Consider the following 12,096-nt stretch of genomic DNA (forward strand, 5'->3'; position numbering starts at 1 on the left):
GATCGTGTATTGTTTTTTAAAATGATTTGCGCTTAGAATTTTTGCCTTCTTTACTTTTCGAAGTCCCAACCACCATAAGAAGAGCATAAAAGGGAAAATATAAAGTAGCCATTGCTTTAAAGAAATCATGATATAGTCATAGGAACCATGCAAGATAAATGGTAGAAACAGCGAAAGAATCACCCATAATGATTTATTTCTATCAGTAAATTTTGCTTTTCCAATATAAAAGCCCATAATAACTCCAAATAACGCATGGCTTGAAACAGGTAATAATGCTCGAGCAATGGCATGTTCAATCCCATTTGCAATTAAATAAAAGATATTTTCAACAGTAGCAAAACCTAATGATACAGAAACTCCATATACAATTCCATCAAATGGCTCATCAAATTCAACATGCTGATAAACGACATAAAATAGGATAAACCATTTAAAAAACTCCTCAAGCAGACTTGTGCTTAAGAATGCTTCAAGGATCTGGGACTTTATTAAATGCTCCGTGTCTATCACATGCTGGATAAACATGATTGGAAACACCAATAATGCCCCATATAAAAATGTCCGCAATACAAAAGAAATCGGCTCGGGTTCATATTCATCTTTTAAATAAAAATAACTTAATAATGCTAAACCAGGGGCAACCCCAGCTGATAATATCCCCAGCATGTTGAACCTCTTTTCAAATCTGTTTACTCTATCGTAACACGGAAGAGAGATAATGAAAATGACAGATTCTTTCTGCCAGTTGTAGTTTTTAGGAAAAATTAATTTTTATGATTAGAATTTTATATCATCTAAACCACTTGCCAATGCTACTGCTAATTTGATTCTCGCCTTTTTCGAATCATTATCACTACCGAGAATGACACCTTTTTTATATAAGTCATAGGCACTACCTTTATAATCATAAGTAGTATAAACAGCACCTTCTTCGGCACTAGTAGTTATTACCAATTTAATTCCTTCTGAAATAGCCCTTTCGATTTCTGTCATCATTTCAGGAGCAACCTGTCCACGCCCTACACCTTCAAGAATGATTCCTTTAACACCGGCTTCCCGTGCAGCTTTAATAAATTTCCCATCTGCACCTATATAACATTTAATAATATCAACTTTAGGAATAGGTGAGGTAATTTGATAATATTCCCGTTTTATAGGTTTTTGAAAAACATGAACTTCATCATTATCAATAATTCCAAGATAACCAAAACCAAAAGCATTAAATCCCTGAATATTGGATGCGTGTTCTTTTTTTACATATCTAGCTGCAAAAATCCTTTCATTAAACACAACCACAGTACCAGCATGATGTAAATCCTTTGAACAAGCGGAATAAATCGCATGACGTAAATTGATGTAAACATCACTGCCCAAATCTTCAGGAGAACGTTGTGAACCTGTCACAACCACAGGTCTAGCATCATTGATTGTTAAATCAAGAAAATAGGCAGTTTCTTCCATCGTATCTGTTCCATGTGTTATGACCACACCAGATACGGTTTCATCCTGAAAATAATCCTCAATTTTCTTTTGTAAAATAAGTAGGTCGTCAAATGAAATATGGATACTAGCTTTTTGAAAGACAGATTCAATAATTAATTCTATATCTTCAGGTAATTGACACATTGCTGCAAGTTCTTCACCAGTTAAGGCTCCTGATGCTAATTTTCCAGAGTCTTTATTTGTCTTACTTGCTATTGTTCCACCTGTTGTTAACAATACGACCTTTTTCATTTTTTATTCCCCCTTTTGCTCTTTTTCTAAGATGGAGCGGGCTATCTGTCCTCCATGGAATTTGCCATTTTCAATAAAAATTTCATTGGCATTATTACCTGCAGCAATGACACCTGCTATATAAATTCCTTCCACATTTGTCTCCATTGTTTCGGGGTTATAGATTGGCCTTCCAGATTCCGAGTCAATTTGGACTCCCATTGTCTTTAAAAATTGATGGTCTGGATGATAACCTGTCATTGCGAAGACAAAATCATTTTTCAAAGATTTCTTAACTCCATCTTTTGAGTAGATCACCTTGTCCATTGTGATTTCTTCCACATGTGCATTGAATTCCATTTGAATGATGCCATTGCGCACTAAAGAATCGAATTCAGGAAGGATCCATGGTTTAATGCTTGGTGAATATTCCTTACCACGGTATAAAACGGTTACTCTTGCATTTGCCTTAGTCAATTCAAGTGCCGCATCAACACTAGAGTTTTTCCCGCCAATTACACAGACATCCTTATCAAAATAAGGATGGGCTTCTTTAAAATAATGGAAAACTTTAGGAAGATCCTCTCCAGGTACATTCATTAAATTGGGATTGTCATAGTATCCAGTTGCTATTACCACATAAGGAGTTTGATATATATTCTTATCAGATATTACTTCGAAATATTTACCTGATTTTTTTACTTCGGTAACCTTTTCAAAGGCATTAATCCTCAAGTTTTTCCTTTTGACTACTTCCCGGTAATAAACAAGAGCTTGATTTCTTTTCGGTTTATATGTTTCTGTCAAAAAAGGGACATCACCTATCTCCAATTTTTCACTCGTACTGAAAAATGTTTGATGGGTTGGATAATTATAAATCGAATTAACGATATTCCCTTTTTCTATTATTAATGGGTTTTTACCAATTTCCTTTAATGCTATTGCTGCCGCTAATCCACAAGGCCCGCCGCCGACAATGATTGTATCTTCAATTTGCAAAACGGTCCACTCCTTCAATCTAAATAGAAAACAAATGAAAAACTCCTACCTTGATTATGATAGGAGTTTTTCATCAATATTTCAACGCTAAGTCTATAATTAAATCCAACCACGGAAACGACTGGCTTCAGCCATTTTTCTAACTCCGACCATATATGCGGCTAAACGCATATCGACACGTCGAGATTGAGCAGTATCATAAATATTATTAAATGCTTTCACCATTACTTTTCGAAGCTTTTCTTCAACTTCTTCCTCGGACCAATAATAACCTTGATTATTTTGTACCCACTCAAAGTATGATACGGTTACGCCCCCAGCGGAAGCAAGAACATCTGGTACAAGAAGTATACCGCGCTCTGTTAAAATTTCTGTCGCTTCTAATGTGGTTGGACCATTTGCTGCCTCAACCACAATGCTGGCTTTAATATTATGTGCATTTTCCTCAGTAATTTGATTCTCAATAGCTGCAGGAACTAAAATATCGCACTCTAGTTCAAGTAATTCTTTGTTCGTTATTGTGTTATTAAATAACTTTGTAACAGTCCCAAAACTGTCTCTTCTGTCCAGGAGGTAATCAATATCAAGTCCATCAGGATCATATAGGGCTCCATATGCATCCGAGATCCCAATAACTTTTGCTCCCGCATCATGCATAAATTTAGCTAAGTAACTTCCTGCATTCCCAAAGCCTTGTACAACCACACGGGCTCCTTCGATTGAAATACCTTTCTTTTTAGCAGCTTCTTCTATACAAATGGTTACACCCTTAGCTGTTGCCGATTCACGTCCGTGAGATCCTCCAAGTACTAACGGTTTCCCTGTGATAAAGCCAGGATTATTGAATTCATCAATTCGGCTATATTCATCCATCATCCAAGCCATGATTTGAGAGTTAGTAAATACATCTGGGGCTGGAATATCCTTAGTAGGGCCAACAATTTGACTGATAGCGCGTACATAACCACGGCTTAATCTTTCTAACTCTCTAAATGACATATCACGTGGATCACATACAATGCCGCCTTTACCGCCGCCATACGGAAGATCAACAATACCACATTTTAAGCTCATCCATATCGAAAGGGCTTTCACTTCTGTCTCTGTCACGCCTGGATGAAATCGGATTCCTCCCTTTGTAGGTCCTACTGCATCGTTATGTTGAGCACGATAACCTGTAAATATTTTAACGGAACCGTCGTCCATTCTTACTGGAATTTTTACAGTCATCATACGTAATGGTTCTTTTAAAAGTTCATACACCTCTTCTGGATAACCCAATTTTTCAAGGGCTTTATGAATCACAGTCTGTGTTGATTTAAGCACATCATGTTTACCTTCTGGATTCGTTTTTTCAGTACCTTTTTCGGCAACCATTTGTAAACCTCCTAAGAAATCACTTAAACGAATGTTGTCCGCTTTCAGTCACAAGTATACACCTTTAAATGATTAATGCAAGAACAAAAATTCACTTTTCCTTTTTATATCGTGCGATTATGTAAACGATGCCATTCGCTTCTTAAAAAGCTATTTTAAAATAGCAAATGGCGAAAAATCATTATGCACTCATATATACCAATATGAACGAACATTCTTTTACTTCATAAATATAACTCTTTATTTAAAATATTTAAGAATTGTTTTTACCATATTATTTTTAATAATTAGTTTTCCATATTCCTCAAGTACAAATGGGCTTATTATAGTGGCAACGCCAAACTCCGAAAGGATGGAGGCAGTAACAAGTGTTTTTTCTGGTATTATATCATCCATTAAAACATAATAATGATTATTCATAGAGTAGAGAGTCCCACCAAAAATCTTTAAAGAGGAAAGTCTTTTGGATAGATTAATAACATCTTCTAATTCCTTAAATTCAAATAAAAGAACTTCACATCCTCCTACTCTAACTTGCATTTCAATATAGCCTTCATCCAATAATACTTCGTCCTCTTTGACATCATTAACTGTTATAATCATAATAATACCTTGAGCATGAAGAGAAAAAATTTCTACTGCTACCGATCCTCTAATTTCAACATCAAACTCATCACTTGCCTCATCAAGCATATCATGAAAGAGTTGATTCCACTTTCCTGTTTCTTTCCAAATATCTTCGTTAGAAAGTCCTCTTTCATACAAATCATCGGAGGTTAAAAAAATTTTAATTTTATTCAATGCTAAGCGTTCCAAGCGCATGCTTCTGCCCCCTGCTTATGATAACTCTTGTTTTAGAGTATGAAGGTTTTGCACAGATTGTGAATGGTCTGAGTCAACCGAACGTGCATCACCTATAGTTATGGTAAGGTGACATTTTACTTATGTATACCACAAAAACAGAATCCACCTTTACCCAAAATTTTAAAAGAATGAAATATCCATTAAATCAAAATAGGTTTATAAAAATCCTCATACAAATGGTGAACGGTAATTCTATTTACAAATATTCCTCTATTTTATTAGCCACTTAAACACTCAAATCACAAAACCCTTCTTTTTCCAGTTATTTCAAAAGCCTTTAAGCTTATCATTTTTTTGTCATGTAAATGAAGAAGATTCATATGATTAAATGATATGAAATAAAGGGAGGGATTCTTTTGAATAAGTTTCTCAGAACCTATCACCCATATGTAAGTCCCTTTGATCCATGTAAACCAATACTTGAAAAAACATATTCCACTCCACCCAATTTATTTATGGGATTTCAACCACCTAACTTACCACAATTTTCACCGCAAGAGGCACTAAGAGCCGGTACACTTTGGAAAGCTTTTTATGATCCTTGGTTCAATCCATTTGAAAAACCAAAAAGAGGTGAAACTTCATGAAACAAGTGCCTCCTGAATATTATCAGTTAATGGAACAACTTCAAGCCGTTGACTTTGTATTAGTTGAGCTTTCACTTTACCTTGATACCCATAATGATGACCTTGAAGCCATTAAACAGTTTAATCATTATGCTAAAGAACGAAAACGGTTAAAAAAGATGTTTGAAAGTAAATTTGGCCCATTGCAACAATTTGGAAACAGTTTTTCAGCATATCCATGGAACTGGGACGATTCTCCATGGCCTTGGCAGGTCTAAATAAGGAGATTCTTCAAATATGAAAGGTTAAAAAAGGAGGGAACTAACTAATGTGGTTTTATGAAAAAAAACTACAATATCCCGTTCGGGTCAGTACCTGTAATCCAACTCTTGCAAAATTTTTAATTGAGCAGTATGGGGGAGCAGATGGGGAGCTGGCCGCAGCTTTAAGATATTTAAACCAGAGATATACTATTCCGGATAAGGTAATCGGGCTGCTTACCGATATCGGAACTGAAGAATTCGCCCACCTTGAGATGATTGCTACAATGGTTTATAAATTAACAAAGGATGCAACACCTGAGCAATTAAAAGCCGCTGGGCTCGGTGATCATTATGCAGACCATGACAAAGCGTTATTTTACCATAATGCCGCTGGAGTCCCATTTACTGCCACCTATATTCAAGCAAAAGGCGATCCAATTGCTGACCTATATGAAGACATCGCTGCAGAAGAAAAAGCGCGTGCCACTTACCAGTGGATTATAAATATGAGTGACGATCCTGACTTAAATGATGGATTGCGTTTCCTTCGAGAACGTGAAATCATTCATTCCCAACGTTTCCGAGAAGCGGTAGAAATATTAAAAGAAGAGCAAGGAAAGAAAAAATTTTTTTAATAACGATAAGAAGCAGTTCTATCTGCTTCTTATTTTTTTTCATGGTAAAGATTGATATCATAATTCTTTTTCATCATTTCAAAGACGATATGGCGGTTTTTCCATTCCTCTTCCTTTTTCCATAAATCCTTGCTTTTATCTACAATTTCAGCTCGTAAATCATGATACTCTTTTTCTTTCTTTTCTTTTTGCTGCCTCAATACGTTCATTGCTCCGAGACCAATAATGACAGAAGCCATTAAAAGTATGTTTATTTGGTCATTAATTGCAGCAGAAAACATGGCAAAAAAGGAATAGGAATAGAATTTAGCAATAGTAAAATAAAAATAAATAAAAAAAATGAATGCCACTAAAAGGGTTATATAAATTGAAATATAATGCCATCTTTCAGCATCATCAAATTTTTTCTTTCTCTTTCGAAGATTTTCAAGCATTTGCTTTGTTGCTTCATCTGTATGTTCAAGTAACCGAATTGGATTATCCATATAATCCCTCCTTTTCTCGGTATATTTATATGAACTTGTCCACTCCAATATGAATGGCTAATTAGAAAAGCGTAAGCGCCCTTACCAGCGGCGTATAGCTTCCTCCCAAAAGTATCGCTTTCGGTCGTGCGATGTTTATGCTGACGTAGACATGTAGTGCTCTCGATTGGCTGTTGACCGAACTTGGATTGGCGAGCAAATCCGTCTCTTCACTAGGGGACTTACTCTACACCATTTCCGAAATATTTTTCCGTATAATAAAAAAAACCGATCTTTTTTGATCGGTTACTAGTCTAAAGGAATCTTCAAAACTTGACCTACATATATTTCCTCATTATTAAGATGATTAGCCCTCTTTATTATTTCAATCCCTTTTTGTGAGTGATAATACTTCATAGCAATCCTAAATAATGTTTCTTGCTGCAGTACTTTATGATATATCATTTTCTCTTTTTTAGTATGATTACTACTTTCCCCTACAGCATCTGCTCCCTGGACCTCATTGTTTTTATTCTCTTTATTACTTCCAGCCACTGTAGAATGATTTATTGCTGCGTGATTTCCTACAGTTTCATTCTTATCTGTAAGTTCAATCTTATCTGTTTCAATGACCGGTAATTTTTCTTCATATTTTGTTTGGGATTCCTCTATCTCATTAGCAGTTTCTGCGGTATTTTCTTGTTCATTTTCCTCCAATTGTTCATCTGAACTAACATTTTTAAGATTAATTGTTTCATAACCAATGGAATCTCCAGATGTTTTTTTGGCCACCGGAATCCTTTTCTCATCCAAATATGTGATTACACTGAAAATGATGACAGGAAGAAGAATAAATAAAAGGACTAATAATCGAATAACTGGATATTTTATTTTCCATTTTGTTTTTTTCTTTTTTTCCCGATGCCGTTGCTCTCTTGGTGGGAGTTCTTTCATTATATCATGTGTGGCATTCATTTTTTGGATTGGCTGCTTTAATCTGTCAGCTTGCTCTCTATATGGCTCTTCTTTATTCATAAAACCCTACTCCTTCCTGTTCTTCACTAATGGGAGAGTGTTTATATCTAATATACAATCCAAGTAAAAAATCAATGGTAAAATGCATCATAATAGTGACTGCTAAGTTATCTGTCCATTCATAAATCGCTCCAATGAAAAAACTTAACAACACAATATTCAAGAATAAAAACCAATTAAAAAGATATCGATAATGAATAACAGCAAATATCAAGCTTGCCAAAAAAAGTCCCACTTTTGTTTGAATAATCCCTCGAAACAACAACTCCTCACTGAACGATACAAATGCAGCTAAAAATAAAACATGAAATATTTTCCTATTTTTAAATATCCTAATATTTAAACCGCCGTCATCATAATATGAGGAAGGCAGAACTTTCATTAATATGATATCAATCAACACAACGCCAACACCGGCGGAAAAACCTATTGTCAATATATTAAAATCATATAGATGAAAATTGTTTAAATAAGAAAAGTTATCAAATAACCACGGTCCTAAAACAAATGAGATGACAAGGAGAATTATTTGTGTTAAATACAAATGAATGAGCAATTCTTTGTCAGTCAGACTATTTATTAGCTCCTGGTATTTTTTTTTCATTCCCTCAACTCGCTATTAATTAAAATTTTCGCAAGGTAATCCTTCCATGTCTCCTCATTGGATGGTGATTTACCACGAACCTCATTTCCATAAAAAGCTTGGATATCATCTCCGCATATATCACAGCATGGATGTAATTTATTTACCATTGTTTCATCAAAAAACTGCAGAATAAATTCCCTTCTGCACTTGGGTGATTCAATAAATTTTTTCATTAGAAAGATATTTTGTTTCTTAATCTCCAGTCTTTCGTTAATAAATTCTTGAATCGTATCCTTTAATGAAAGTAGAACATCTAATTCTTGCATTGGTTCAGAAAAAAAACTCTCAACAATTCTCCACTGTAATTCAGAAAAACCACCAAGTTCCTGCCATTCGGGATTTAGCAGTTTCTTCCCTACCATTTGCTCTTGGAAAACCATTTTGAACAACCAGTCAATCTGTAGATTGGTAGGGAGCTCAGCTTCTGCAAGTTGAAGAGGCAAACGTTCATCGCCCGGTGTGTATAATAATATAGCGACACTTGGTTTCCCGTCTCTCCCAGCTCTTCCTATTTCCTGCAAGTACGATTCTATTTGCGGAGGCATATGGTAGTGAATAATAAAACGAATATTCTCTTTATTAACCCCCATTCCAAAGGCACTTGTTGCACATATAACATCAAGCTGCCCATGAATAAATTGTTGTTGGATCAAAACTCTCGTATTCGAATCCATTCCTCCGTGATAAGCACTAACACGGAGATTGGTTTTTTCCCTAAGTACCAAAGCCATATGATCCGCTGCTTTCTTGCTTGAAAAATATACGATACCAGGCTTTTTAAGCTTGGCAATTAAATTCAACACCCGATTTTCTTTTTCGTGATATCCGGATATTTGTTCTACATGAAGGGCAATATTTGGACGATCAATTGATGATTCTATTTTAACAACTTCATTGAGTTCTAAAGATTTTATAATATCATCACGAACTTTTCTTGTTGCAGTTGCAGTTAGTGCGAGTGTTAGAGGATAATTCAATTTTTTTCGAATTTCCCCCAATTTAGAATAATCCGGCCGAAAATCATATCCCCATTGTGAAATACAATGTGCCTCATCTACTACGAACAAAGAAATTTTCAGCCTTTGCAACCTCTGGATAATATAAGATAGTTGAAGCATCTCTGGTGAAATAAAAATATATTTATATTTTTTTAGGTCAGTAAGTACACTACGCTTTTCTTCTACACTTAGGAACGAATTTAATGCAATTACTCTTTTTTCACCAAACTTTTTAAATTGCTCCACTTGATCTTGCATAAGAGAAAGGAGTGGTGAAATAATTAAAATATGTCCTTCCAGTACATATCCTGGAAGCTGATAACATAAAGATTTTCCCGTTCCTGTTGGAAGCATAGCTAAAGTGTGTTTCCTAGATAAAATGGAGGAGATAACTTCCTTCTGGCCAGTTTTGAAGGTATGGTAGCCAAAATGTTTTTTCAATAACATTTCTAATTCCATTGACGTTCACCATACTTTGCCAAGACAAGTCTTATTTGAAAATAACTTACAGATCCCAACATTTCCTTTATTTGTTTTAATTGCCTCGTCTGTACTCGACGAGCTACTTCCAGAATCTTTTCCTGTTGACTTTTATCAACATATTCATCAATTGAAAAGTTTTTCACATTGAGTGCAATCTCCACAAAGTGATCTTCAATTGTACTTACCTTCAAATTCCGTTCCTTTGCAATCCTATTGATCGAATAACCCCGCCTATATAAATTCCATGTTTTCTTCGTTGAAATGGTCAAATCATTAGCTTTTTTTATATCATGGACAGCAAAGGATAACAAAGGGAAATTCTTTTCATTCTTACTTATTTTTTCAATCATGTAATGAAGGATATTAATAAATTCTAATTGATAATCAGCCATATCCATATTTAATTTATTTGCGGTTTGTTCGGCGGTTAAACCAATCTGCTGATATCCTGTTAATCGAAAGACTAGTACAGATGGTTGTATCCCTTCTGCTTTATCTAAGCATTCCATTAGCTCATGGAACACTTTATTGCCAATTTCCTGCCTCGAAATATTACTTCCAACAAGACATGCTTTGACCCACTTATGGATGTCTTTGTTTTTCTGGATTGGTATATATTTTTTTTCTTTATAAACAAGATTTGAAGTAACTTGAATGAATAATGATAATCTTTCCCAAAATAACTTCGAAATCGAATAATATTTCCAGCCATTTAAATGGGTTAGTACAGGATTTTTTTTATAATACAATTCTCCTGACGGTGTAAGCAGATATCTCTGCTCACCAAAAGGTTTTATCCATTGATTATCTGCCATTTCATCAATTATTCTTTCAAATGAATCCCTGGTCAATGATTCATAAACCCCAAAATACTTTTTTATTGAGAAAAGATGAGCATCTTGAATCGTTTGTGAAGATTTTTTTCCATTTAAAAGGTGTAATATTGAATAAATAGTCCTTTCATTATTTATTTTTTTTATACAATCAAGAATGATGGACACTAATTTTTGCATTTATAGTTCCCACTTTTCTCATTAATTCGACAAAAACAGCATTATTTCTTTTAATATATTAACATGAAAAGCCACTACTTGTGACCATAGATATTCAAGTTTGTTCGGGAAATCAATGTACGACGATAACATTTTTCTATTGAAAAGTTATCCATACAGTTTTACAATAGATATGTGTAATGCGTTTTCCATTCCATCAATGGAAAATAGTATGAATAATTTTTGGTAAAATAATGGGAGGTTTATTTTCATGGCAAAATATACTATCGTCGACAAGGAAACTTGCATCGCATGTGGGGCATGTGGCGCAGCTGCACCAGACATTTATGATTACGATGATGAAGGTATCGCGTATGTAACGCTTGACGATAATGAAGGTATTGTGGAAATTCCAGATGTATTAATTGATGACATGATGGATGCTTTTGAAGGTTGTCCAACTGATTCCATTAAGGTTGCAGACGAACCATTCGATGGCGATCCAAATAAATTTGAGTAATATTTGTCATAAAGATATTTTAAGCTGCTAACCCCACACCAAGTATGGTATGGGGTTTTTATCTTCTTGGCTAATATATGATTGACTTTTACAAGTCGATTTACCCACAGTTAGCAAAACTCATCAAACACTAGTACATTCCCTTCCTACATGAGAGAATTAAAGAGAAGTGATTCATATTCCTATTAGATACCGAAGAGACTTCAGTGTTACATACCAAAGCAAGCTCCCTGGACCGTTTATGAAAAGCACTTTGAAAGAAATTCAGATCACAACTAAATTTAACACATATATTCTTCTAATAATAATCGAGTAGGAGGGGGTGATTAACCCCCGTCCTCTCACACCACCGTACGTACGGTTCCGTATACGGCGGTTCAATCAAGATAAATGACGCAAGAATTCATAACGTTTCTGTAGACTTTTAAGCCCTTGGTTACTCCAATAGGAGTTTCCAAGGGTTCTGTGTAATATGGGACTTTTTGAGATTCGCCAATAACCTTTACGACTGTTCCCCCATTCATAAGCTTTCCATTCA

The 12,096-nt window shown here is 34.9% G+C and carries 14 protein-coding genes and 1 pseudogene; 4 read left to right on the forward strand and 11 right to left on the reverse strand.

Annotated elements, in window-relative coordinates:
* From prsW to GZA11_RS13915, 5 genes are all read right to left on the reverse strand, one after another.
* The coding region (gene prsW, locus GZA11_RS13895) for a glutamic-type intramembrane protease PrsW (protein WP_163184223.1) at positions 1 to 669 on the reverse strand (669 nt) is incomplete at its 3' end.
* A 111-nt stretch (positions 670 to 780) separates the two neighbouring features.
* Complete coding sequence (locus GZA11_RS13900) at positions 781 to 1,737, reverse strand: asparaginase (RefSeq protein ID WP_038535895.1); 957 nt, start codon at positions 1,735 to 1,737, stop codon at positions 781 to 783.
* A gap of 3 nt (positions 1,738 to 1,740) precedes the next feature.
* A complete protein-coding gene (locus GZA11_RS13905) occupies positions 1,741 to 2,715 on the reverse strand; it encodes a YpdA family putative bacillithiol disulfide reductase (protein WP_163184221.1) in 975 nt (324 codons plus the stop codon).
* Positions 2,716 to 2,814: 99 nt separating this feature from the next.
* The gene (locus GZA11_RS13910; protein ID WP_038535900.1) at positions 2,815 to 4,092 is read right to left on the reverse strand and encodes a Glu/Leu/Phe/Val family dehydrogenase; all 1,278 of its coding nucleotides are present in this window, start codon (positions 4,090 to 4,092) and stop codon (positions 2,815 to 2,817) included.
* A 240-nt stretch (positions 4,093 to 4,332) separates the two neighbouring features.
* Positions 4,333 to 4,914, reverse strand: coding sequence for an adaptor protein MecA (locus GZA11_RS13915; protein WP_038535902.1), 582 nt, complete (start codon positions 4,912 to 4,914; stop codon positions 4,333 to 4,335).
* Between the two features lie 398 nt (positions 4,915 to 5,312).
* Between GZA11_RS13915 and GZA11_RS13920 the strand changes: the two genes are divergently transcribed.
* From GZA11_RS13920 to cotJC, 3 genes are read left to right on the forward strand one after another with little or no spacing between them, the layout of a single operon-like run.
* On the forward strand, positions 5,313 to 5,543 hold the full coding sequence (locus tag GZA11_RS13920) for a spore coat associated protein CotJA (protein ID WP_038535904.1): 231 nt from the start codon (positions 5,313 to 5,315) through the stop codon (positions 5,541 to 5,543).
* A complete protein-coding gene (locus GZA11_RS13925) occupies positions 5,540 to 5,800 on the forward strand; it encodes a spore coat protein CotJB (RefSeq protein ID WP_038535905.1) in 261 nt (86 codons plus the stop codon). The genes GZA11_RS13920 and GZA11_RS13925 overlap by 4 nt, the downstream gene beginning before the upstream one ends.
* A 50-nt stretch (positions 5,801 to 5,850) precedes the next feature.
* The gene (gene cotJC, locus GZA11_RS13930; RefSeq protein ID WP_038535907.1) at positions 5,851 to 6,420 is read left to right on the forward strand and encodes a spore coat protein CotJC; all 570 of its coding nucleotides are present in this window, start codon (positions 5,851 to 5,853) and stop codon (positions 6,418 to 6,420) included.
* A 29-nt stretch (positions 6,421 to 6,449) separates the two neighbouring features.
* Here cotJC and GZA11_RS13935 read toward each other — a convergent pair whose 3' ends face one another.
* The 5 genes from GZA11_RS13935 to GZA11_RS13955 form a co-directional block, all read right to left on the reverse strand.
* Positions 6,450 to 6,905 (reverse strand): DUF2663 family protein, encoded by a 456-nt coding sequence (locus GZA11_RS13935; protein ID WP_163184222.1) that lies wholly within the window; start codon positions 6,903 to 6,905, stop codon positions 6,450 to 6,452.
* A 288-nt stretch (positions 6,906 to 7,193) separates the two neighbouring features.
* The gene (locus tag GZA11_RS13940; protein ID WP_038535911.1) at positions 7,194 to 7,919 is read right to left on the reverse strand and encodes a LysM peptidoglycan-binding domain-containing protein; all 726 of its coding nucleotides are present in this window, start codon (positions 7,917 to 7,919) and stop codon (positions 7,194 to 7,196) included.
* Positions 7,912 to 8,523: a CPBP family intramembrane glutamic endopeptidase gene (locus GZA11_RS13945; protein WP_038535913.1), complete on the reverse strand. Its 612-nt coding sequence runs from the start codon at positions 8,521 to 8,523 to the stop codon at positions 7,912 to 7,914. Before GZA11_RS13945 ends, GZA11_RS13940 begins: the two co-directional genes overlap by 8 nt.
* Complete coding sequence (locus tag GZA11_RS13950; protein ID WP_038535915.1) at positions 8,520 to 10,022, reverse strand: RecQ family ATP-dependent DNA helicase; 1,503 nt, start codon at positions 10,020 to 10,022, stop codon at positions 8,520 to 8,522. Before GZA11_RS13950 ends, GZA11_RS13945 begins: the two co-directional genes overlap by 4 nt.
* Complete coding sequence (locus GZA11_RS13955) at positions 10,013 to 11,059, reverse strand: helix-turn-helix domain-containing protein (RefSeq protein ID WP_038535917.1); 1,047 nt, start codon at positions 11,057 to 11,059, stop codon at positions 10,013 to 10,015. Before GZA11_RS13955 ends, GZA11_RS13950 begins: the two co-directional genes overlap by 10 nt.
* Before the next feature lie 250 nt (positions 11,060 to 11,309).
* Between GZA11_RS13955 and GZA11_RS13960 the strand changes: the two genes are divergently transcribed.
* Complete coding sequence (locus GZA11_RS13960) at positions 11,310 to 11,558, forward strand: ferredoxin (protein ID WP_038535919.1); 249 nt, start codon at positions 11,310 to 11,312, stop codon at positions 11,556 to 11,558.
* Positions 11,559 to 11,939: 381 nt separating this feature from the next.
* Here GZA11_RS13960 and GZA11_RS16785 read toward each other — a convergent pair.
* Positions 11,940 to 12,096, reverse strand: a pseudogene (locus GZA11_RS16785) (group II intron reverse transcriptase/maturase); the annotation flags it as partial.

The sequence above is a fragment of the Neobacillus sedimentimangrovi genome, from assembly GCF_010614825.1.
In the GTDB taxonomy this organism is placed as follows: domain Bacteria; phylum Bacillota; class Bacilli; order Bacillales; family Cytobacillaceae; genus Neobacillus; species Neobacillus thermocopriae.